General features: G+C 61.9%; 22 protein-coding genes and 1 tRNA gene. 8 read left to right on the forward strand and 15 right to left on the reverse strand.

Annotated elements, in window-relative coordinates; genetic code table 11:
* Position 1: 1 nt before the first annotated feature.
* Positions 2 to 1348, reverse strand: a complete 1347-nt coding sequence (locus J1C49_RS04040) for a substrate-binding protein (RefSeq protein ID WP_227444517.1) — start codon at positions 1346 to 1348, stop codon at positions 2 to 4.
* 228 nt (positions 1349 to 1576) lie between these two features.
* Between J1C49_RS04040 and J1C49_RS04045 the strand changes: the two genes are divergently transcribed.
* The 5 genes from J1C49_RS04045 (at position 1577) to J1C49_RS04065 (ending at position 7793) form a co-directional block, all read left to right on the forward strand.
* A complete protein-coding gene (locus J1C49_RS04045) occupies positions 1577 to 2908 on the forward strand; it encodes a helix-turn-helix transcriptional regulator (RefSeq protein ID WP_227444518.1) in 1332 nt (443 codons plus the stop codon).
* A gap of 125 nt (positions 2909 to 3033) precedes the next feature.
* Positions 3034 to 3402, forward strand: a complete 369-nt coding sequence (locus tag J1C49_RS04050; protein ID WP_227444519.1) for a response regulator transcription factor — start codon at positions 3034 to 3036, stop codon at positions 3400 to 3402.
* A complete protein-coding gene (locus J1C49_RS04055; protein ID WP_227444520.1) occupies positions 3399 to 3845 on the forward strand; it encodes a hypothetical protein in 447 nt (148 codons plus the stop codon). Before J1C49_RS04050 ends, J1C49_RS04055 begins: the two co-directional genes overlap by 4 nt.
* Positions 3842 to 6523 (forward strand): ATP-binding protein, encoded by a 2682-nt coding sequence (locus tag J1C49_RS04060; protein ID WP_227444521.1) that lies wholly within the window; start codon positions 3842 to 3844, stop codon positions 6521 to 6523. Before J1C49_RS04055 ends, J1C49_RS04060 begins: the two co-directional genes overlap by 4 nt.
* A gap of 82 nt (positions 6524 to 6605) precedes the next feature.
* Positions 6606 to 7793 carry a FliM/FliN family flagellar motor switch protein gene (locus J1C49_RS04065; RefSeq protein ID WP_227444522.1) on the forward strand — a complete coding sequence of 396 codons (1188 nt, stop codon included), beginning with the start codon at positions 6606 to 6608 and terminating at the stop codon, positions 7791 to 7793.
* A gap of 146 nt (positions 7794 to 7939) precedes the next feature.
* Here the strand turns inward: J1C49_RS04065 and J1C49_RS04070 are convergent, their stop codons facing one another.
* The 5 genes from J1C49_RS04070 to J1C49_RS04090 form a co-directional block, all read right to left on the reverse strand.
* On the reverse strand, positions 7940 to 8359 hold the full coding sequence (locus J1C49_RS04070) for a TIGR01244 family sulfur transferase (protein WP_227444523.1): 420 nt from the start codon (positions 8357 to 8359) through the stop codon (positions 7940 to 7942).
* A 71-nt stretch (positions 8360 to 8430) separates the two neighbouring features.
* Positions 8431 to 8862 carry a DUF6691 family protein gene (locus J1C49_RS04075; RefSeq protein WP_227444524.1) on the reverse strand — a complete coding sequence of 144 codons (432 nt, stop codon included), beginning with the start codon at positions 8860 to 8862 and terminating at the stop codon, positions 8431 to 8433.
* Positions 8862 to 9287, reverse strand: a complete 426-nt coding sequence (locus J1C49_RS04080) for a YeeE/YedE family protein (protein ID WP_227444525.1) — start codon at positions 9285 to 9287, stop codon at positions 8862 to 8864. The genes J1C49_RS04075 and J1C49_RS04080 overlap by 1 nt, the downstream gene beginning before the upstream one ends.
* A 52-nt stretch (positions 9288 to 9339) precedes the next feature.
* Complete coding sequence (locus J1C49_RS04085) at positions 9340 to 10203, reverse strand: MBL fold metallo-hydrolase (protein WP_227444526.1); 864 nt, start codon at positions 10201 to 10203, stop codon at positions 9340 to 9342.
* A 246-nt stretch (positions 10204 to 10449) separates the two neighbouring features.
* The gene (locus J1C49_RS04090) at positions 10450 to 10665 is read right to left on the reverse strand and encodes a hypothetical protein (protein ID WP_227444527.1); all 216 of its coding nucleotides are present in this window, start codon (positions 10663 to 10665) and stop codon (positions 10450 to 10452) included.
* A gap of 151 nt (positions 10666 to 10816) precedes the next feature.
* Between J1C49_RS04090 and J1C49_RS04095 the strand changes: the two genes are divergently transcribed.
* The gene (locus tag J1C49_RS04095; RefSeq protein ID WP_227444528.1) at positions 10817 to 11086 is read left to right on the forward strand and encodes a DUF2312 domain-containing protein; all 270 of its coding nucleotides are present in this window, start codon (positions 10817 to 10819) and stop codon (positions 11084 to 11086) included.
* Positions 11087 to 11332: 246 nt separating this feature from the next.
* Here J1C49_RS04095 and J1C49_RS04100 read toward each other — a convergent pair whose 3' ends face one another.
* A complete protein-coding gene (locus J1C49_RS04100) occupies positions 11333 to 12220 on the reverse strand; it encodes a hypothetical protein (RefSeq protein ID WP_227444529.1) in 888 nt (295 codons plus the stop codon).
* Positions 12221 to 12649: 429 nt separating this feature from the next.
* Here J1C49_RS04100 and J1C49_RS04105 point away from each other — a divergent pair.
* Both J1C49_RS04105 and J1C49_RS04110 read left to right on the forward strand, forming a co-directional pair.
* Positions 12650 to 12725 (forward strand) — tRNA-Thr (locus J1C49_RS04105).
* 610 nt (positions 12726 to 13335) lie between these two features.
* Positions 13336 to 13965 (forward strand): Hint domain-containing protein, encoded by a 630-nt coding sequence (locus tag J1C49_RS04110; RefSeq protein WP_227444530.1) that lies wholly within the window; start codon positions 13336 to 13338, stop codon positions 13963 to 13965.
* A gap of 194 nt (positions 13966 to 14159) precedes the next feature.
* Here J1C49_RS04110 and J1C49_RS04115 read toward each other — a convergent pair whose 3' ends face one another.
* The 8 genes from J1C49_RS04115 to J1C49_RS04150 form a co-directional block, all read right to left on the reverse strand.
* Positions 14160 to 14642, reverse strand: coding sequence for a hypothetical protein (locus tag J1C49_RS04115; protein ID WP_227444531.1), 483 nt, complete (start codon positions 14640 to 14642; stop codon positions 14160 to 14162).
* A gap of 464 nt (positions 14643 to 15106) precedes the next feature.
* Positions 15107 to 16309 (reverse strand): mannonate dehydratase, encoded by a 1203-nt coding sequence (gene uxuA / locus J1C49_RS04120; RefSeq protein WP_227444532.1) that lies wholly within the window; start codon positions 16307 to 16309, stop codon positions 15107 to 15109.
* Positions 16302 to 17045, reverse strand: a complete 744-nt coding sequence (locus tag J1C49_RS04125) for a ribonuclease activity regulator RraA (protein ID WP_227444533.1) — start codon at positions 17043 to 17045, stop codon at positions 16302 to 16304. Before J1C49_RS04125 ends, uxuA begins: the two co-directional genes overlap by 8 nt.
* Before the next feature lie 2 nt (positions 17046 to 17047).
* Positions 17048 to 17980, reverse strand: a complete 933-nt coding sequence (locus J1C49_RS04130; protein WP_227444534.1) for a sugar kinase — start codon at positions 17978 to 17980, stop codon at positions 17048 to 17050.
* A 12-nt stretch (positions 17981 to 17992) separates the two neighbouring features.
* Entirely contained in the window at positions 17993 to 18736 is a 744-nt protein-coding gene (locus J1C49_RS04135) for an SDR family NAD(P)-dependent oxidoreductase (protein WP_227444535.1), read from the reverse strand.
* A gap of 33 nt (positions 18737 to 18769) precedes the next feature.
* Positions 18770 to 19651: an NAD(P)-dependent oxidoreductase gene (locus J1C49_RS04140; protein WP_227444536.1), complete on the reverse strand. Its 882-nt coding sequence runs from the start codon at positions 19649 to 19651 to the stop codon at positions 18770 to 18772.
* A 34-nt stretch (positions 19652 to 19685) separates the two neighbouring features.
* Positions 19686 to 20018 carry a cupin domain-containing protein gene (locus J1C49_RS04145; RefSeq protein ID WP_227444537.1) on the reverse strand — a complete coding sequence of 111 codons (333 nt, stop codon included), beginning with the start codon at positions 20016 to 20018 and terminating at the stop codon, positions 19686 to 19688.
* A 16-nt stretch (positions 20019 to 20034) separates the two neighbouring features.
* Complete coding sequence (locus tag J1C49_RS04150) at positions 20035 to 22356, reverse strand: DUF4962 domain-containing protein (protein ID WP_227444538.1); 2322 nt, start codon at positions 22354 to 22356, stop codon at positions 20035 to 20037.
* Positions 22357 to 22424 lie beyond the last annotated feature (68 nt).

The following is a 22424-nucleotide window of genomic DNA, read 5'->3' on the forward strand; positions in this document are numbered from 1 at the left end:
GTTACGCGCCGTTGTTGCAGGTGCCCAAGCTGCCGCCCGCGAATTGCGGGTGATCGGGGGCATATGTAACCTGCGAGACCGGCGTGACTTCGACGATCTCGAGAAGGTCGAATTCAGAGGTCGGGTTCTCTTTACCTTTCACAACCAGCACGTCCTTGAAGCACTGGTGATCTTCGGCACGATACAGGGTCGGGCCGTTGCCAAGCCCGTCGAACTCGAAGCCTTCGAGGGCTTCGGCAACCGCGCAAGGCGCGAAGGAGCCGGCACGCTGGACCGCGTCTGCATAAAGCAGGGTCTGAACGTAGCAGGTATGCGCAGCCTGCGACGGCGGGAAGCCGTACTTGGTGCCGAAGGATTTCACGAATGCCTTGGAGCCTTCGTCCTGCAGCGACCAGTGCCAGTTGGTGGATCCGAAGATGCCCTTCACGTTTGCGCCGGCACCGCGGGCCATCAGGCGCGAGTAGAGCGGCACGACGATCTCGAAGTTCTTGCCGTTGACCACACGGTCACGCAGGCCGAACTGCACAGCGTTGGTCAGCGAGTTGACCATGTTTCCGCCGTAGTGGTTCAGCACGAGCACGTCCGCGTCGGATTGCAGAACCGGCGTGATGTAGGAGCTGAAGTCGGTCTGGGTCAGCGGCGTCAGCACCTGGCCCACGGTTTCCCAACCCATGGCTTCTGTCGAGGAGCGCACGGCTTCCTCTGTCGTGTAGCCCCAGTTGTAGTCTGCGGTCAGGTGGTAGGCCTTGCGGTCCGTGCCGTAGTTGTCGGCGAGGATCGGCGCGAGGGCGGCACCGGACATGTAGGAGTTGAAGAAGTGGCGGAAGCCATTGGCCTTCTTGTCCTTGCCCGTGGTGTCGTTCGAGTGGGTCAGACCCGCCATGAAGATGACGCCGGCTTCCTGGCAGAGCGCCTGCACGGCAACGGCCACACCGGAGGACGAGCCGCCCGTGATCATGATGGCGCCGTCTTTCTCGATCATCGACTTGGCCGATGCGCGCGCCGCGTCGGATTTCGTCTGCGTGTCGCCGGTCACATACTCGACCTTGCGGCCAAGGATGCCCGCCCCTTCAAGCGCCTTGGAGCTGAAGGTCGGCAGCATGCCGCCATCGCCTTCGCCATTCAGGTGCTCGACGGCCAGTTCATATGCGCGCAGCTCGTCGGCGCCTTCGTCCGCGTAGGGGCCGGACTGCGGTACGTTGAAGCCCAGTGTTACCGACGAGTCGCCGGGGGCGTTGGTGAAGCCCGAATGGCTTGCAGCGCTCAGGTATGTCGGAAGCGCGAGGCCCGCGCCGGCTACCGCGCCGGTCTGGAGCACGCCACGGCGTGTCAGGTTGGTCTTGGACATTGAAATCCTCCCAGTGTCGAAAAAGTGCCGCGGAACTCCTCTTCCCGCGGACGGCACAGAGATGTGCAAATTCAATATGACAGCGGCCAAGAAAACAAATCAACAAGCGCTTTCTTTCTAACGCTTTTTTTGTCAATATCTGAAAAGAAGCCCCGGGCAATCTGTAAATAACTTTATGTCGCGCTGCGGCATGACTTTGAAACATCACGAAAAAGGGAGCGGCGAGCGGTGGAACGCGACACGCTGACCGGCAGTCGGATCCGCGAAAGGCGGGTCGCACGCGGCATTCGACAGTCCGATCTGGCCCGGCAGGCGGGAATCTCGGCCTCCTATCTCAACCTGATCGAACACAATCGGCGCAGAATCGGCGGCAAACTGCTGATCAACATTGCAAGCGCGCTCGACGTCGATCCTGTGATGCTGTCCGAAGGTGTCGGTGCGACACTGGTGGCGGCTTTGCGCGAGGCGGCGGGCCATTCGCCCGAGATCCCTGCCGAGATGGACCGGGTGGATGAATTTGCCGGGCGCTTTCCGGGCTGGGCGCAGCTGTTGTCCCATATGGAAAGGCGGGTCGCGTCGCTCGAACGCACGGTCGAAGCCCTGACCGACCGGATGACCCACGACCCGCATCTGGCCACGTCGCTCCACGAGGTTCTTTCGACGGTCACGGCGATCCGGTCGTCCGCCTCGATCCTGGCTGAACCCGGCGAAATCGAACCGGAATGGCAGGCCCGGTTTCACCGGAACATCTACGAAGACAGCCAGCGCCTCGCGGAAACCTCGCGCGCGCTCGCCGCCTATCTCGAGGCGGAGGGCGATGCAGAGTCCGAGACGGGCAGCCCGCAGGAAGAACTCGACGCCATCCTCGAAGCGGCAGAGCACCGTATCCCCGCGCTGGAGGTCGCCGAAGGCAGTCTTGATCAGGTCTGCGAGACGCTCGGCGGTGGCGCCTCCAGCGCCGCGCGCAGCCTTTTGCGGGATTGGCTGGCGCGCTACGCGGCCGATGCGCGCGCGCTTCCGATCCCGACCATGGAAGCCGCAATCGCCACATGCGGGACCGACCCGGCCGGGTTGAGCGCAGCCCTAGGCGAAGACGCCGCGCGCATCATGCGCCGGCTGGCGGCCATGCCCGACGCGGTCCTGCCAGAGCCGGTTGGTCTTGCGGTCTGTGATGCGTCCGGGGTTCTCTCCTATCGCAAGCCGCTCCCCGGTTTTCCGATGCCGCGTTTCGGGGCGGCATGCCCGCTCTGGCCGCTCTATCGCGCTCTGAGCCGGCCCGTCATGCTGATTGCGGATACAGTGGAGCAGAAAGGGCAGGGCGATGCCCCGCATCGCGCCATTGCGGTGGCCTTGCCCAAAGGGCCGATGCCGCTCGGGCGCGAGCCGCTGTTCGAGGCGGTGATGATGGTCCAGCGGGACGCGTATGCCACCCAGTCCCGTGTGTCTGACGGAGCAGCATCGGGCAGGGAAATCCTGTCGGTCGGGGTTGCCTGCCGGATTTGCTCCAAGATCCAATGCGAGGGACGGCGCGAGCCATCAATTCTTTCCGGCCCGGCGTAAGAGTTTTGACACTGCGGCGACATTGGTCGTAAAGTCTTGCGACGTGCCGAAAAAGAAGGCGCTCGGATGATGCATGCGGCCCGGTTGCCCGGGGTCGGCCTCGCATGGACCGCAGGGGGGATGGAATGGCAGGCAATGTTCTGGTTATCGAGGACGAGCCGAATATCATCGAGGCGATCAGCTTTGTTCTCAAGCGCGCCGGCTGGAATGTGGAGACGCATTCAACCGGCTCAACGGCAGCAGAGGCGGTGCGCGCCAAAGCGCCGGACGTTCTGATCCTCGATGTGATGCTCCCGGGACGGTCGGGTTATGATATCCTCCGGGAGCTTCGTGAAGATCCCTCCACGAGCAATTTGCCGGTTCTGATGCTGACGGCGCGCGGACAAACCCGCGACCGAGAGCTTGCCGAAAAGGCGGGTGTGAACCGCTACATGACCAAGCCGTTTTCCAATGCCGAGATGCTCGAAGCCGTGCGGGAGCTGAGCAACGCATGATGCCAGGACAGCAGGTTGTCGAAACAGACATGCAGGCGGCGGGCGCGCGTATGACGCGCCGCAGCTTTGCGCCGGTTTCGACAACGGGCTCCCTGGACGATCGTCCGGGCAGGCATCGACCCGCGGTGTTTCTTGAGCGGCAGACCTATCGCCGCCGCCGTCTTGCCGATGGCGCGCGCGCCTTGCCAGTTCTGGGGCTTTTGCTGTGGTTCTTGCCGATGGTGTGGTCGGCCAAGGAAAACGGGGTGCAAGCGACCCATGCGCTGATCTATATCTTCCTGATCTGGACGGGTCTCGTGGCACTGAGCGCCGGTGTGTTGCTTGCCTTGCGTCACACGGAGCGGCAGGATGCGGAGGTTCTGATGGGCCCGGACCAGACGGTCCAGCCGCGGCGATCCAAGGCCCGCCCTGACAGCCCGCAAGAGGCGGGAGAGCGCGGGTGACAACGCTCAATGCGCTGGCGGCGATTTCGATTGCCTATGTGTTCTTCCTGTTTGCCGTGGCGTTCGTGGCAGATCGGGCGGCGCAGCGTGGGCGTGGAAAATGGTTGCGCTCGCCCATTGTCTACACCTTGTCATTGTCGATCTACTGCACTGGATGGACGTTTTACGGCGCCGTCGGATCGGCGGCACGCGACGGTCTGGAATATCTCACCATCTATCTCGGGCCGTCGCTCGTCCTCATCGGCTGGTGGTGGGGCTTGCACAAGCTGGTGCGTGTGGGCCGCGCACAGCGGGCCACCTCGATCGCAGATCTGATTTCGTCGCGCTACGGGAAATCCACGGCGCTGGGCATCGGTGTCACCTTGCTCGCCGTGATCGGCACCACCCCTTACATCGCTTTGCAGTTGCAGTCCGTGACCCTCAGCGTTTCGGTCTTTGCACCGCCCGATGCCACCAGTAGCGGCGAGTTGACGGCCTTCTGGGTTGCGGTGGGGCTTGCGGCTTTCACGGTGATTTTCGGCACGCGCAATCTCGATTCAAACGAGCGCCATCACGGGGTCGTCATGGCCATTGCCGTGGAGGCCGTCGTGAAGCTGGCTGCGCTTGTCACTGTGGGGGCTTTCGTGGTCTGGGGGCTGTCCGGCGGCGTGGTGGAGACCATGGCACGCATCGATGCGTCGGATCTGGGCCGCTGGGAAGTGGATGGCGCGCGTTGGGCGGGCGTGACGCTGTTGGCGGCGGCGGCGTTTCTGTGCTTGCCGCGCATGTTTCAGGTCATGGTCGTCGAGAACGACAACGACGAACAACTGCGCACGGCGGCCTGGGCGTTTCCACTATATCTCATGGCGATGAGCCTCTTCATCGTGCCGATCGCGGTTGTCGGACTAGAGTTCCTGCCCGAAGGCTCCAATCCGGATCTCTTCGTGCTGACCGTGCCTCTGGCCTACGGGCAAGAAGAGTTGGCCGTGTTTTCCTTTCTTGGCGGGTTCAGCTCCGCCACATCGATGGTGATCGTTGCGGCGATCGCGCTGTCCACGATGGTGTCGAACCACATCGTCATGCCGATCTGGCTGCGGCTTCGCACCGGCAGCGCCAGCGTCTCGGGCGACGTGCGGCATGTGGTCTTGCTGTCCCGGCGGCTATCCATCGCGGGCGTGGTGTCGCTTGGGTATCTCTATTACCAATTTTCTGGCGGTGGTGCGGCACTGTCGGTTTTCGGCCTGGTGTCTTTTGCGGGTGTCTCGCAGGTGCTGCCCGCGATGCTGGGTGGGCTGTTCTGGCGTGGGGCCACACGCTCCGGTGCGATAGCATCGATTGGGGTGGGCTTTGCCATTTGGCTCTACACGCTCTACCTGCCCAGCTTTGGCGAAGGGCGTGTCTTCAGCGACAGTTTCCTGCAAGACGGTCCGTTTGGCATCGATTGGCTGCGCCCGCAGGCGCTGTTTGGTGCCGAGGGGTTGGACCCGCTCATCCATTCGGTTTTCTGGTCTCTGTCGCTCAACACGCTTGTCTTCTTTGCGGTATCGCTCATCAGCTTTCCAAGCCCGCTGGAGCGGTTGCAGGGCGCGCAGTTTGTCACGGCCGATGGCGGCAGTGCCGGCGGCACCGGGAGCTGGGCCGGGGGGCGCGCACAGGCCGAGGACCTGATGGTCATGGCCCAACGCATCCTTGGCGCACCGGAGGCGCGGGCCTTGTTCCGGCGCGAAGCGATGCGCCAAGGGTCTTCGGAGATGTTGCCCGTCCCGTCGCCCGATTTCCTTGAGACGCTCGAACGGGAGCTGTCCGGCTCTGTCGGAGCGGCCACGGCGCATGCGATGATCGGGCAGATCGTCGGTGGCACGTCCGTGTCGGTCGAAGACCTGATGGCGGTAGCCGACGAGACGGCGCAAATCATGGAGTATTCCGCCGAGCTTGAAGCCAAGCAGGCAGAGCTGACCCGCACCGCGCATGAGCTGCGCCGCGCCAATGAAAAACTCACGCGCCTGTCGGTTCAGAAAGACGCGTTCCTGAGCCAGATCAGCCACGAATTGCGCACCCCGATGACCTCGATCCGGGCGTTTTCGGAGATCTTGCGGGACAGTGCGGAAATGGCGCCAGAGGACAAGAGCCGGTATTCTTCGATCATTCACGACGAGGCGGTGCGTCTGACGCGGTTGCTCGACGACTTGCTTGATCTGAGCGTGCTTGAAAACGGGCAGGTGAGCCTGAACCTGCGCGAAGGCACTCTGGACACATTGATGGATCGGGCGATTTCCGCCGCGGCGGCGGATGAGGCGGGCACCCGGATGACCATCCGACGGAACCGGGATCGCGAGGACATTGCGCTGCATACGGATCTGGACCGCCTGTCGCAGGTCTTCATCAACCTGATCGCCAATGCCCGCAAGTATTGTGACGCCGACGCGCCGGTGCTCGACATTGTTGTGACGCGCGAAAACGGCTTCCTGCACGTGGATTTCATCGACAATGGTTCGGGGATCGGCCCGGAAGCGCAAGACGTGATTTTCGAGAAATTCGCGCGGGTGAGCGATCGCGAAGCCGGCGGCGCGGGGCTTGGGCTCGCCATTTCACGCCAGATCATGGCGCGGCTTGGCGGCACGATCTCCTACCTCCCGGATCATGACGGGGCAGCTTTCCGTGTGAGCTTGCCAGAGGCCCAGGCGGTGGCCGCGCAGTAATTTTCCGATGGCTTTCAAGTCTTGGTAACCAAATCGCGGCATAACCATTCCGACACAGAGGCGGGAGCACGGATCCAGACCGATGGCGGGTGGTGGTAGCGGACAGGATATACTCGGACAAAAGGCGCGTGCCGCGCAGCGTGCACTTGAAGCGCGTGGCATGTCCCCGGCCAAGGCGCTCCGCCGGGCCCTGTCGCGCAGTGCCGATCTGCTCTGGGGACTTGCCGTGGTGAGCCAGGGTGTCCAGATCGAGATGCTCGATCAGGACGGTGTGATCGAGACGATCGAACCGGGCATGTTGCTGGTTTTGCTGGATGGGCCGGATGGGGCCCTCGGGCTGGCGGCGATGGATCGCGAGGTTCTGACGGCGATCATCGAGGTGCAGACCATTCAACAAGTGACCACCATTGCCGCCGAAGACCGCCCGCTGACGGCGACGGATGCGGCTATGGTGGCGCCCCTGATGGACGCGACGCTTGCCCGATTTGCCGACAACCTTGCCGATCATCCGCTCAAGCCACAGCTGGAAGGGTTTCGGTTTGGCGCGATGATCGAGGATTCGCGCACTGCGAGCCTTTTGCTCGATGCCGCCGGTTACCGGAGTTTCGAGATTCGCCTCGATATCGCGTTGGGCCGGCGCAAGGGCATCGTGCGTCTGATCCTGCCAGAGCGGACCGCGACCGATCACGCAAACAGAGACACGTCCGACGCGGCCACACAGGGCAAATATAATGAGACTTTCAGCAGTGTGCCGGTCCGTCTCGATACGGTGATGACCAAGGTCACCATGTCGCTGGCGCAGGCGCAAAAGCTCCGCGTCGGCGATTTGATCAACCTGCCGGGCGATGTGACGGAGACCCTGACGCTGGTCGCAGGCAAGGGGCAGGTCGTGGCACGCGGCAAGCTCGGTCAGTTGAACGGGATGCGCGCCATTCGCCTTGACGGCCCCCATGGCAGAGCCGCTGGTGCTGGCGCCGCGAGACACGCCGGGTCCGCTTCGCAAGCAGGACCGATGGACGCCATGGCAGTGTCCGGTCACACCGCCGAACCGCCGATAACTGACGCCGAGACGTCTGAACCGCAGACCGAAACGAGCCTGCCGGACCTGCCCGCGCTCAATGCACAAGCCGACGAAGATGCTCTGCCGGACTTGCCGCCCCTCGATCCGGACGGCATGGGGGATTTCGATTTCAGTGCGGCCTCCATGGGCATTGAAGACGCCGGAGAGAGCGATGGCGCCGTTCCGATGGATTTCGACTTCAATTCGTGAGACGCGGCGCGCCTGTCCTGCCTGCCGCCGTGGCAAGGCTGCCGTCGAGATCACCTCTGCCGCGGCGGGTGTGCCGTCACCGATCTTGGCGCCCGTGCAGGAAAACACATCGCAACGGGTGGCGAAAACCTGCGACGTCTTCGACCTTACCGGCCGCCGATGGCGTCCAGCGTCCCCCGCATCCCTTCGAGATCGTAGCCCCCGGCAGCGGCCGCGCGCAGAATGTCGTCCGTGCTCATCTTGCCCGCCTGACCGAGCGCCCAGACCACGGTCGATCGCGTTCCCGATGCGCAATAGGCCAGTACGGCGCCATCGGCCTCCTCGATCAACTGTGCCTGCTTCGCGACGTTGTCTGGCGTCATCGTCTGATGCGTCAGGGGCAACTCAATGAATTCGAGCCCGGCGGCGCGCACCGCATCGCCAATCGCAGCCGCCTGAAGCCCGGGCGGCACCTCTGCATCCGGTCGGTTGCAGATGACACGCGTTACCCCGGATGCCGCCAGTTCCTCGGCAAAAGATGGCTCGATCTGCGGCGACACAAAGTAGGTTTCCGTGATTTGGCGCATACTGCGTTCTCCTTGCCCCGCTCTTCAGGGCGACCAGCTTGGTTGCATTCGCTTGCCGGACGGGACCGGCCCTATGCGGGCATGGCGCGTTCCATCCGATCGATGATTTTCGGCGCGACGCCCATCCCGGCGATCATTGCAGCAAGGAATATCCAAACACCAGCCCCGCCATAGCTGAGCGCCGCAAGGACGGGACCAGGGCACAATCCGACAAGCCCCCAACCTGTGCCGAAGAACACCGACCCCAGCACAAGCCGCATGTCGATGGTCGTTGACGGTGGCGGCGGAAAGGCCGTGCCGCTCAGCGCACTCTTGCGATACCGCGTTGCAAGCCACGCCAATCCCATCGGAATCATTGCGCCACCCATCACGAAGGCCAGTGTCGGGTCCCAATCCCCAAAGACATCGAGCCACCCTTGCACCTTGGCCGTGTTGGTCATCCCGGACAGATGGAGGCCAGCGCCAAACAGCCCCCCGGCAAGAAAGGAAATCACAAGTCGCATCAGATCACTCCGAGTACGTGGCGGAAAATCAGGAGGCTGATCCCACCCGCAAGAATGTAGACCGCCGTTGCGGCAAAGCCGCGGAGCGACAGGCGAGACATGCCGCAGACCCCGTGTCCCGAGGTGCAGCCATTGGCAATACGGGTGCCCACACCGACCAACAGGCCTGCGATGAGCAACAGCGGCCAGTTTGCGGTAAGGTTCGTGTCCACCCGTCCAAAGATCAGCGACAGAACAGCCGGAATCGCGATCACGCCGGCCAGGAAAACCAGGCGCTCTTTGCGCGTGCTTCGTCCCGAGCCGTCAACAAGCCCGCCGATGATTCCCGACGCGCCCATGATCCAGCCATTTCCCAACAGATAGACGGCCCCTCCGGTGCCTATGAGCAGGCCGCCGATCAGGCCCCAAATCCAGTCCATTTCCATTCCGCGAATATTCCTTGTTTCTGGTGTCTCAGTCGCCCGATCTGCGGCGCACTCAGAGTTTGTTGATCGGCACCTTGAGGAAAACATGGCCCTGCGCATCCGCTTCGGGCATCTGACCCGCGCGCATGTTCACCTGAAGTGAGGGCAGGATGAGCCGCGGCATCCCAAGCGTGGCGTCGCGCGCGTCGCGCATTTCCACAAAGTGCTCTCGGGTGGCGCCGCCACCGACATGGACATTGGACGCCTTCTGCTCGCCGACCGTGGTTTCCCACGCGAAATCGTCCCGTCCCGGAGCCTTGTAATCATGCCCGACAAAAAGCCGCGTCTCATCCGGAAGCGCGAGAATCCGTTGCACCGAGTCGTAGAGATCGGATGAGGAGCCGCCGGGGAAATCGCACCGGGCGGTGCCGAAGTCAGGCATGAACAGCGTGTCGCCGACGAAAGCCGCATCGCCCGCCACATAGGTGAGGCAGGCCGGGGTATGACCGGGCGTGTGCATCACATCGACCCGCAACTGTCCGATATGCAGGCTGTCGCCCTCCTTGAGAAGGGCATCGAATTGCGACCCGTCGCGTTGAAAGGCCGTGCCTTCATTGAAGACCTTGCCGAAAACATCCTGCACAACCGTGATCCGGTCGCCGATGCCAACCTTGCCCCCGATCTGCTCTTGCAGATAGGGTGCTGCCGAGAGGTGGTCGGCATGAACATGCGTTTCAAGCAGCCACTGCACGTCGAGGTCGTTCTCGCGCACGAAGGCGATGATCGCATCCGCTGAGCGCGTGTCCGTCCGTCCGGACGGGTAGTCGAAATCCAGAACGCTGTCGATCACCGCCGCGCCACGCCCCTCGGGTTCCCGAACCACATAAGACACGGTGTTTGTTGCATTGTCGAAAAAGGCCGTCACGTCAGGTGTCATGGTCGTCTCCAGCATGCTTGACCGGTCAACAGAGTCCCCTCATGACCGGCTTCCGTCATATAGTGAAAGATGAATGCGTTTGCAAGCCAAGCCCGTCGCGATGCCACTTGCCGCGCGATGATGCATTCATGGCCATTGCGAAACAAGACAAAGTCGCGCCGACAACCGACCCCGTCTCTGAGTCTTCACAGGTCCTGGCTTGTGGCCAGGATACGCATGAATGTCGGGCGTAAGATCGCGAAGCGTCTACCCGAAGAATATGCCAAGCACGATCATCATCAGGCCAATGACCGAGCCGAAAAGGGACGCCATGTTGATCGGCACCACGCTCTGGACGATGGCGCGCAGCGTCTCATCGTCGTGCCCGGCATTGCGCGCGCGCCAGACCTTGACGATGCACCAGACCAACCCGGTCAACCCAGCCAGTGAAATCGCGGCCCCGCCCCAGATCAGCCATTCCATGTCGTTCACCCTTTGCAGTCTGTTGCGGCGTCGTTCACGTGGCTTTAGCGCGCCGCGCTTCCTGCGGCAAGGTGATGGCTGGACACTTGCGACCGCCCCTGCGCCGCTTTAGGGACGAGCTATCAGGCAAAAAAGCGACAAGAGGACGACTATGCAGGATCAATCCCCAGAATCCGGATCGGACGCCTACGGTGTGGCCGCAGGCGAGTTGCGCAGCTTTGTCGAGCGCTACGAACGGTTGGAAGCCGAAAAGCAGGAAATCGCGGATCAGCAGAAAGAGGTCATGGCCGAGGCCAAGGGGCGGGGCTATGACACGAAGGTGTTGCGCAAAATCGTGGCGTTGCGCAAGCGCGACAAGGACGACATCGCCGAAGAAGAGGCCGTCCTTGAAATGTACAAGGCCGCGTTGGGGATGGCCTGACCACGGGAGCGGGCGCGCGACATCGCGTCTGCGCCCGCGCGGGGCGGGTCGCATGGCTTTGCCAGTCAGGCCGTCTTGAGGCGCAATGTTGGTTGGATCATGCCAGTGTTGAACGCCAGGCGGTGCGTGCGCACGGTCCGTCAGGCCCGAAATCCGCACCCGGGCCTATTGGGGCCGGGGGCAACCCCAAGCGCCCTTGGCACCCGTGGAAAGGGGTCGCCACCAGCCTTGTCAGTGTTCCGGCCTTCAAGGCGTCAAAACGGTGACCCCGTCCATCCTGGCGATGGTCTTGAGATCGTCGAGATACAGGGAACTCAGGGCGTTGACGTAGTCGCTGTCCCAGCCCGGGACGTCCACCTCTTCATGTAAGGCCCCCGGCAACGCACAGCGCGCCAGAACTGCGCTCATGGCCCGCCTTTTCCCGGCTTCGGAGAGGGTCGGGTTTTCCTTCAGGAAATGCCGCAAACGCTTCATCCCCTCGTCGCAGATCAGTTCTGAAAGAAGCGCGAATGCTCCCTTGATTTTCTGGTCCGGCGCCATGCCGGCCATGTGGCGCAGGATCATGCCGGTCAGAAGAGGGGCGTCTTCATTACACCACAATACCACGGGGACATCAGGAACCGTTTCGCGGATACGGAATATCAGGTTTGACCACCGTATATGCAACGGATTCAAGCCGCGCAGAAGGTCGTTCATGTCGCGATGCGGCGTATTTTTCAGAACGGCAGGGAGAAAACTCGCAGGATCACGGATTGCGAGATAGAGCGTAAGACTGTCCGGACGAAAGACGTCGCGCAGTTGCACGAGACGCTGCTCGGCCAGCCCGTAAAACATGCGTTTCGCGCACAGAAGCTTGGGGACACCGAAGATGGTTTCGTGGCTCAGAACCAATCGCAGCGGTCGCTCCATGTCGGGCGCATGATCCAGTATGACGTCGAACAGCGCTTCGCGTTCTTCTGCCGGCTGCAAACCGCTTGGCCGCTTGTTCAGCGTGTTTGACAGTTGGATGCGATACTGCCGAGGGGCCGGGATCAGGACCTGCTCGTTTCGCAAGGCAGAGCAATTTCGGCGGAGCTGAGCAAACAGGTGACCGTTGTCAGTCTGATGGGCGCCGCAATGAATTGCGATCTCCATGAAGGAACCAGTTCTCCCGGTGTCGTGGGGCCACAGGTGTCGCGACGGAGCCCGACTATTGTGACACGATCCGTAGATCGCAGTCATGGGCCACCCGTCGACACGCGCAGGGACTGTGCGATGCTTGCCGCGTCTTTGGGAAGGACATGTTAAGTGTTGGTATCCTGATGTTTCCGGTCTGCTTGGGCCGTGAGTCATCATGCGCTCTTAGCCGTAGTGAATACTGTGCGGGTCCCTTCGCATGTGGTGCACGTCCGCAAGGAGTGATCCACGTCCATGGCTAACAGTGATTTGCTACCATTTCCTGAACGAACCCGAGATTAGCGACGCCTGCGCCGTCGGCTGTGCCGGACAGTCAAAACCGACAGTGAATTTGTGCGATTTGCGCTTGCAAGCGCCGGGAGGCCATGTATACCCCTTCGTCCCAAGGCCCCTATAGCTCAGCTGGTAGAGCAACTGATTTGTAATCAGTAGGTCCGCGGTTCGAGTCCGTGTGGGGGCACCACTTCTTCATTTAACTCATTGGTATTACTTCAGCTTTTAGCCAATGCTAGGAGCCATAGGCCATTTTGCGCCCGTTCACTTTCCCAAAGCGAACGGGTGCCACAGGACTGGTCCGTCCGCCGCGCCGAAAACCGTCGCGGCAGGACAAGGAGGCGCAATTTCGCGGCTCGATCCGCCAAGGTGCAGGCGTGTACATGCCCACAGACGCCGCTCAGGGCGCAAAGCGCCAGCTCAACTGGTAGAGTCCGGCAATCTTGACGTCAGACGGCAAGCTTCTTGAGCAATGCCGGATCTATCCAATAGAGATGGCGGTATGCAGAAAAGCATTGTGATGCCGTCAATGACAGGACGTCTCGAATGACAACGGCCACTTACCTTTACTCCTACACGATCGATTCCAACGTTGGCGGTGGTAACCTTGTGTTGGGAGGTCGGGCCAATTCCAACCCTATCCTGACGGAAAACAATGCAGATTCCGATGGGGACAACGGACAAACACCGTTTGCGACACCCTGAATGTCAACACTTTTGGCAGCGTCAACTTCCCCGGTACGGTCGAGGGCATTACCGCTGTAGGCGATCCGCTTATCAACGATGGCACCTCAACCTTCGTGTTCTCCAACGATCCAAACCTTGCTGGCACGACTGTCAGCACCACGCAGGGAACCTATGTCTTTTGCTTCGCGATCGGCACCCGAATCGCTACGCCCGATGGCGCTCGCCCGGTGGAGACATTGGCCATCGGCGATCCCGTCCTCACTGCCGAGGGCCGCGAAGTGCCGGTGACTTGGGTCGGACGGCAGACTGTCCACAAGCTCTTTACCCCCGCCGAGCGGTTCGAGCCAGTGCGCGTGCATGCCGGTGCGCTGGGCAATGGCCTACCCCACTCAGACCTTGTGCCGACCACCGACCACACGCTGATCCTCGACGGGCTGGCCATTTGTGCCGGCGCGCTCGTCAACGGCACCACGATCACCCGTGTGTCCAAGGCCGACCTGCCAGAGCGGGTCACCTACTACCACGTCGAAACCGAAGGCCACGAGATCATCCTCGCCGAGGGCGCGCCCGCGGAGACCTTCATCGACTATGTGGCGCGCCGCGGCTTTGAAAACTATGCCGAATATGTCGAACTTTACGGCGAGGAGCGCACCATCCCTGAGAAGCGCCTGCCCAGGATCTCCGCCGCACGCTTGGTGCCTCCCGCAATCAGGGAGCGACTGAGTGGAAAAGCAGCTGCCTGATCTGCGGTCTCTATCGACCTCAAGAGCGGCGTCCAGCAGGGCGCCGTTTTGCATTTGGTGCGACCGATCACCCAGCCAAGCGGGTTCGCTGGGAAATGCGGGCAGAAGCCAATACAAATTGACGCTCACAGTGAACAGTATTGTCAGATTTCTGGTGAGGAGTGGGGCGAATTGGATAGAGATGAAGTTTATGGTCACAGCCTGTCTGGAACGGCATAGTGCCACTTACACTCCTTTTGCATGGGGTTAGCGTCACTTTTCTTCACCGCTCCGCCCACCCCCCCGGATTCCACATTGCCAACGACAGCTTGCCCGCCGCTTTCAACGGTTACGCGTTCGACGCGCACGGTCTGTTGTCCCTTCGAGCGGTCGCGCTTGAGCGTGTCCATCTGCGCCGCATAGCTGCGCGCCAGCTTGCTTGCGGCCCGTTCGGCGGCATCTTGTTGCGGGATGGTTGTTCCATGGGTCAGGCGGCGTGCCATCATCATCATGGCTTGGTGTGTTGCCGCCAATCGTGTGCGCAACAGGGCCTCGGCAGCGTCGCGTGGCTCTTTGGCGTCCACGAAGCCTAACGCAAAACTGGTCGCGCCTTTGTCAGCGCGCCTGCCATGAGACCCAAGGCGCCAAATTTTGCCGGTCAAGCCCTTCGCGACTGGCTCTCCGATGGCGTCGTTCAATATCCGCGCGTGATCTCCCTTGACCTCAATCCGCAGCGTCTAGGTGTCATCTTCAAAAACCGTGAGGCTCGGCGGGGTGCGCTCTGTCGGGTCTGGGCTGTCAGGCGCGCTTGGCGCACTGACGTTTTTAGTGTCACGTCCCTTTCGACGTCGTCCAAGTATGGGAGACCATGCATCAAAAGCTGCAGGTGCAATGGGCGGCTTCCTACCGGTGGCGGACGCAAATTGGACGCTCATCAAGTCGCAGGCGCATTTACAGGACGGGCCGACCAAAGAAGTGCGCCGCTTCTCGCCGGGAAAGCGGCACTCTAGGGACAATTGGTCATACGGTGACGTGACTTGGGAGCCCATCAACCGTCTTTGGGTCAGTTAAGAAATGGAGACGGCGCTCGCCTGCGGTCTGCAGGTCCAGACCCCTGGACTGCGCAGTCATAGATGGCAGGCTGACACTTGGGGAGATGCTGTCAAAGACTTGGGGAACTGCCGTTCTTGCGGCGCGATTGATCGTTGCGCCTGCGCTCGGTCATCGCCGCCACAACGCCCCTCAATTCTGCAAGGCCGCGCAGGCGTCCGACGAGCGTGTAGCCCGGTTGGAAGCTCCGTTCGGTGTCCGTCAGAAGCGCATGCCCGTGATCGGCGCGAAATGGCAGGTCGGCGCCGCGACTGGCTTCCGTTTCGAGAAGCGCATCGATTACGGCGACAAGATCGACATCGCCGTCGAGGTGGGCGCTTTCGGAAAATGAACCGTCAATCCGTTTTGTCACGTTGCGCAGATGCGCAAAGTGGATGCGCGCGCCGAATGCGCGGGCGATAGCGGGGAGGTGGTTTTTGGGACGCGATCCCAGGGAACCGGTACAGAGTGTCAGGCCATTGGCCGGATCATCAGCGGCCTGCATGATCCAGCGGATATCGGTTTCAGTCGAAACGATGCGTGGCAGTCCGAGGATGTCGCGCGGCGGATCGTCGGGGTGGATGCACAGGTTTACGCCAAGCTCGGCAGCGGTTGGGACAACTTCGTGCAGGAACCGGGCGAGATTGGCGCGCAGATCATCGTGGCTCAGGTCCCGATAGGTTTCGAGAGCGGTCAGCAAACCTTGAATGTCGTAGGTTTCGACCGCACCGGGAAGGCCGGACATCACGGCATGCAAAAGCGCCTTGCGATCCGCCTCCCGGCTGTCTTGATACCACTGCGCGCCTTTGTGGATCGCGTCGGGATGGTAGTCATCGTGGGCAGATTCGCGACCCAGCATGTGGATTTCGAAGGCCGCCATTTTGGCCGCTGAAAACGTCAGGCATGTGCCGCCGCCCGGGGCAGGGGCCGCAAGGTCGGTCCGGGTCCAGTCGAGGATCGGCATGAAATTGTAGCAGACCGTCTTGATGCCTTCTCGGGCAAGACTGGCAAGCGATGCGCGGTAGTTGGCAAAAAGGCGCCGCAGGTCGCCGGTTCCACGCTTGATGTCTTCGTGAACGGGCAGGCTTTCCACCACGTCCCAGGTGAACCCCGCCGCCTCGATCTCGGCTTTTCTGGCGGCAATGGCCGCTTGTGGCCAGACCTCGCCATAGGGCACGGCGTGGAGCGCGCTGACGATGCCCCGAGCGCCTGTTTGTGCCACTTCGGCGAGTGTGATCGGGTCGTATTCCCCGAACCAGCGCCACGTCTCACGCATCCTTTGCGGCCTTCCATGCCTCGAAAGCCTCCAGGGTTTCCGGGTTGGTGGGAGGGTAGAGGCCCCGGATCGACGCGCCGTCCTGGACCTGTTCCAGAACAAAGGCTTCGAAAAGCTCCATGCCTTCGGTTTCCGCCGCGATTTCGTCGGCCAAATGACGCGGAATGACCATGACGCCATCCGCATCGCCCATCATGATGTCACCGGGATAGACGGCAACACCGCCGCAGGCGATTGGCAGGCCGATATCGACGGCATGGTGTTTTGTCAGGTTTGTCGGCGCGGAGGGTTTTGCGGCAAAAACCGGCATGTCGAGCGCCGCAGCCCCTTTTGCATCGCGGATGCCGCCATCGCTGACCACGCCCGCAACGCCGCGGACCTGGCAGCGGGTCAGCAGGATCGACCCGGCCGAAGCTGCGGAAGCGTCACCGCGGCAGTCCATGACAAGAACGGCACCTTCCGGGCAGTGCTCGACCGCGACACGCTGCGGATGATCCGGTTCGCGGAACGCATCGAGCGGGTCGGTATCCGGACGGGTCGGAATGTAGCGCAGCGTGTAGGCGGGCCCAACCATCGTCGCCGTGTCCGCCGCCAGGGGCAAAACGCCTTGCACATAGGCGTTGTGATAGCCTCGCTTGAAAAGCAGCGTTGCGACGCTCGCCGTGCCGGCCTTCGCCAGAAGGTCCAGTGTTCCGGGCGCGAGGTCAATTTCGGTTGCGGGAGGCGGGTTGGGCATCTTCAGCGCTCCTGTTCGTCACGGTTGTGGGGCAGGCGGGCCAGATCGACCGGCACCAGCGCCCCGCGTTGCTGCACAACCGCGCGTGACAGGGCGCAGGCGTAAGCAATGCCTTCTGTGATGCTGTCTCCCGCAGCATGGCGTGCGAATACCCCTGCATTGAAGCTGTCACCGGCCGCGGTTGTATCGACGAGCGCGTCGACGGGCGTCACGGGCACCTCTCCGCTGGTGTTGCCTTGCGCGTAGAGCACCGGGTCGGCGCCGTTCTTGACGATGACCGTGCTGGCGCCCGCGTCCAGATACCGTTGCGCCGTTGCAGCGGGGTTTTTATCGTCGAACCAATCGGCCTCATCCTCGAACGATGGCAGAACGAGGTCGCTGACAGCGGCTCCGTCCATGATCGCGCGTTTCATGTCCTCCGCGGAACTCCAGAGCCTTGGGCGCAGGTTCGGATCGAAGGCAACAGAGTTTCCGCCGGCCTGCGCTTTGCGGAGCGCGCCCAGAAGGGCCGTGCGTCGTTCGGGGGGCAGGATGGCCAGCGTGATGCCCGAAAAGTAGATCAAATCCGCCTCAGCCATCGCTTGGTTCAGCGCGTCTGCGTCGTCGGCCAGGCTTCGTGCCGCAGATTGTCCCCGCCAATAGGAAAAGCTCCGTTCGCCCTGATCCAGTGAAATCAAGTAGAGCCCGATCGTGCGCGTTGAGGACGTCTGCACGAACCGATCGTCGATCCCGCTTGTCGCCATGAAACCGCGCATCTTTAACGAGATGGCATCGTCTCCCACGACGGTCAGGTAGGACACCTGCAAGTCGGGCGCGCAGCGGGCCAGATACCATGCCGTGTTGAACGTATCGCCCGCGAACCCGAGGCGGAATTCGCCTTCGGCCTCGGTCGGGGCCAGTTCCGCCATACATTCGCCAATCGCCAGAACGCGCATCTTCAAGGCCCTTTACGAGAACAGCATGCCGCCGTTGATGTCGATATTGGTTCCGGTCATGAAGGCGCTGTCGTCGCAGGCGAGAAACAGCACGAGGTTGGCCGCGTCATCCACATGGCCCTGGCGTTTGAGAGGGGCATTCGCCTCGAACCCTTTGCGCCCGGCGTCTGGCGTGTGAATGTTGTGAAACTCGGTGTCGATCATGCCCGGGCACAGGGCATTGACACGGATATCGGGGCCGAGCTCCTTGGCAAGGCCGCGCGTCATGGTCATCACCGCGCCTTTGGAGGTCGCGTAGGCCACAGCACCGGCGCCGCCACCATCGCGGCCTGCCTGGCTTGCCAGATTGACGATCGCCCCGCTCTTCATGTGCGCAAGGCACGCCTTCGTCATCATGAAGGTGCTGGTCACGTTCAAGGTCATCACCGCGTCCCAGTGGGCCAGTTCCATCTCGGCAATGGTCTTGCGGGCGATCAGGCCACCGGCGTTGTTCACAAGCACATCGACGCCGCCAAACCGGTCGACCGCGGCATCGACCAGCTTGTCCACCCCCTCCTGGGTGTTGAGGTCAGCCTGCACGGCAATGGCCTTGCCGCCGGCGTCCGCGATCTCGGCCACGACCGAATCCGCCCCTTTCGAGCTTTCGAAATAGCTGATCGCGACATTGGCGCCCTCGGATGCCAGCTTCTTTGCTGCGGCCGCGCCGATATCTCGCCCGCCACCGGTGATGATGGCTGTTTTTCCTGCAAGTTTCATGGTCGGTCTTCCTGTCTGTCGGTCCGCATTGGCCTAGCGTTCGAGCTTCATGAAATAGTCGAAGATCTCCGGCACGTTGCCATTGCCCAGACCGGCATCGACTGCGGCCTGAAGGTTGTGCGAGGTGCCCTCGGCAATCTCGGCGCGGGTGCCCATGTCCTCGGCCATCTTCAGGAAGTAGCTCAAATCCTTGTTGGCATTGTTGATCGAGAAGCCCAGATCGCTGACCCCGTCCACGGCGTAGTTCTTGCAAAACGCCATGAACGGCGAATTGGAGGGACCGGTCGACATGATGTCGTAAAGCTGCTGGCGGTCGACACCGGCGCGGTCCGCCACTGCGAAAGCCTGGCTCATGGTGCAAACGGTGGTCATGCCCATGAAATTGTTGATCAGTTTGGTCACATGGCCCGCGCCCAGTGCGCCAAGGTAGAAGATGTTTTCGCCTTGGTCTTCGAGAACCGGCCTGACCTTTTCAAAGGTCTCGCGGTCGCCTGCGGCCATGATGTTGAGCAAGCCGTCCTTGGCATGCGCCGGGGTTCGGCCCAGCGGTGCGTCGACCATGCCTGCCCCCTTCGCGGCGAGATCCGCACCGATCTTGCGGGTGGACGCGGGGATCGAGGTGCCAAAGTCGACGAGGACGGACCCTTCCCGGATGCCTTCGAGAATGCCGTCATCCCCATAGACGATCTTTTCGACCACTTCGGATGTGGTCAGGCAGAGCATGACGATGGCGCTTTTCTCGGCCAGTTCTTTCGGGGTGGCAGCCTCTTGTGCGTTGCCACGGTCCAGAACGGTCGCGACCGCGTCCTTGTTGAGATCCATCACGACAAGCTCGTAGCCGCGCTTCTGGAGGTTCTCCACCATATTGCCGCCCATCAGGCCGAGGCCGATGAAGCCGATTACAGGTTTGGTCATGCGACAGTCCTCGATTGAATTGATCTGATTGGCATCACAGGAAATCTTCGCGGTGAGGGGTGAAGACATCCAGCAGCGTGCCGGCCTCTAGGCAGGTCGCGCCGTGTTCGATGTTGGGTTGTTTGTAGAGGGAGTCCCCGGCAGACACGGTGTAGGTCTGGTCGCCGATGGTGAATTCGAACTTGCCAGACATCACGTAGGTGATCTGTTCGTGCACATGATGGTGCATCGGAGCCGTCGTGCCCGCCTCGAAGTGCACCTCGACGACCATCAGGTTGTCGTTAAATGCGCCGACGCGCCGAGCCAGCCCATCCGCGACTGTCTCACGCTTGGCCTCGGTGCCGGGGAAGTAGTTCTTTACGGTCATGTGAGTCTCCGCGTCCTTAGCTGTTGGCAAGTTTCTTCATCACAACCTTGAACGTGTGTTCGTCGGGGTCGGTGAAGTAGAGATCGGCGTCATAGCCCTGATCGTCCATGAAGTTGAAAATCCGCTTCGGCGCGTCGAGCCTGTAAGGCACCAGCAGCGTGGCGATCCGGTGGCGGGTCGCGGCGGGGTACTGCGCTGTCAGACAGGTGCTGACCGGCAGGCCCTCGTAGTCGGCCGGATCCACGCCCGGGAAACCGGTCTCCTGCGTGATCTGCGGCTTGCCGGCCTCCGACCAGACGACCTGACCGTAGAAACCCGACCGTTGCTGCGTGTTGCGGAACGAGGATTTGCCAAGCTCGAACGGATTGTTCGCGTGCAGCAGCCATTCGACGGTGACGGGCGTTTCTGCGTCCACTTTGTCGATGATGACGAAGTAGGCGTTTCGCACGAAGTAGATTTCGCGCGCAGCGCGGGTCACTTCGGGACTGAGGCTTTGGTAGGCCGGGGTCGCGTCGCCGTGGATATAGATGTGATCGTCGCGCTGTTCGGCGGCCACGATACGGCCATTTGCGGCAAGCGCCTTGGCCTTGTCCTTTTCCGCATATTGCCCTTTGCCATTGATGAGGATCGCATTTTTGGAACGGGTCTGGCGGCGCCAGTTGCGGTGCATGGACGAGTTGAAGGCGACGTAGTGCCCTGACTGGATTGCCTGATCTTCGCCGAATGCCGCGAGGCAAAACGCATTCTGGTCACCGTGGCTGTGGCTGATCGAGCCGTAGGAGGAGGACTTGAACACGAACTGGATGTGTTCGTCCGGATCTGCCATGGCGTGTTGGATGCCGACCCAGCCGACACCTTTGAAGTGGCGGAACCCGCTTTCGGGTGGCGTAGCCGCCACCGCGGGCCAGTCGGTCCGGAAGGCCAACTCGTCAAAGCGGGTGTCCCACCAGCCCCAGTTGTAAAAATCGCCTTCGGTGCCGGGGTTCAGGCGGTGGTTTTCATCGCAATACCACTGGTAGGCGCCATTGCCTGTCACACCGCCGAACTGGCGCAGGTTCATGCCGATCTTGATGCAGGTCAGATCGCCCATGGTGCTGTCGTCGCCAAAGGTCGCGCGGCGGGTGTTCGGGGCCTTGGTATAGAGCGGGAAATCGCCGGTGTTCTGAAAGAACGGGCGTTCGTAGATGTTGAGGCCCGTGTAGGATTTCAGCCAGTTGGCGGCGTCCAGCAGGTATGAGATGCCGGTCATCCAGTAATGCGGCCCCTCGGCCCAGCCGCCTTCTGCGTCGCCCCAGGGCGAGTAGACGGTATAGAGGAATTCGATCGAGTAGTTCAGCCAGTCGCGGGCCTGCCCCGTTTCATCGTCATGCAGCAGGGCAATACATGCCGGGATGATGCAGGACGACACGGACCGGACCGCGTGGCTGTCATAGGGGAACAGGTGGATCTTGGCGTTCAGGATCGCGTGTTCGGCGATGTCGCGCGTCCGTTCCAGCAGCGCTGCGCGCACCGTCTCGCGCTCGTCTTCCGACAGGTCGTCATGGAGCCAATCGTAGCCCCAGGTGAGCGCATTGCAGACCCGGTAGGCCCATTCGTCGGTATAGGCGCGGGAGGTGACGCCCATCGGGTCCCAGCTTGCCGCTTCCAGCAGCCATTCCTTGGCGCGCGCCGTCATCGCGGCATCCTCCGTCACCTTGCCGCCTATTGCGAGGTGGCGGATCGCATACCAGACCTCTTGCAGGTCGATATAGGTCTTCCGCCAGATCGGGGCGGTGCGCTGGTGGTTGGGGTAGCCCTCCGGCTCGCGGATGATGTCGCGCTCCATCCACGGGAGGACGGATTTTTCGTAGAACGTTGACCACGTGCAGTGTTCCGGATCAGCCTTCACGGCTGTCTTGAATGCGGCAAGCCGGTCCGGTGTCATCCACAAACGCGGATGCTCCGTTGTGACCTTTTCCAGCCGGTCCTTGCGGGAGGGCAGGGGCGTTTTGGCCAGACCCTGGGGTATGGTGACGCTGCGTGTCGTGCTCCAGTCGCTCGACGGAGCGCCCTTGTCGTGATCCCAGGTGGCGTAGGACCAGTGATAGTGACCGGGTTCCAGCACCGTGTCGGGGGTATGGAAATTCAGGGGCAGGTCTTCGAAAACCTGTGTCTTTCCTTTCGGGAACTTTGGATCGGCCGAGAGACGCAGCACGTAGCGCGCATCGTCGTCGATGACCGGGATCCACATGAAGCGGGGCGGGTTCTCCGTCTGCTCGGTTTCAGCCGTCGGGCTGTACTGGATCGTCAGACGTCCGGCTTTGGGTTCATCGAGCATAGGAAGTTTGGTGGCCGACATCGGTCAGGGATCCCGCTTAAGAAGAAATGGATGAAGGGTCCGGGGCGGCAAGACGCGCCGCCCCGGGT

Source organism: Cognatishimia sp. F0-27 (assembly GCF_020667845.1).
GTDB lineage: Bacteria > Pseudomonadota > Alphaproteobacteria > Rhodobacterales > Rhodobacteraceae > JAFMPQ01.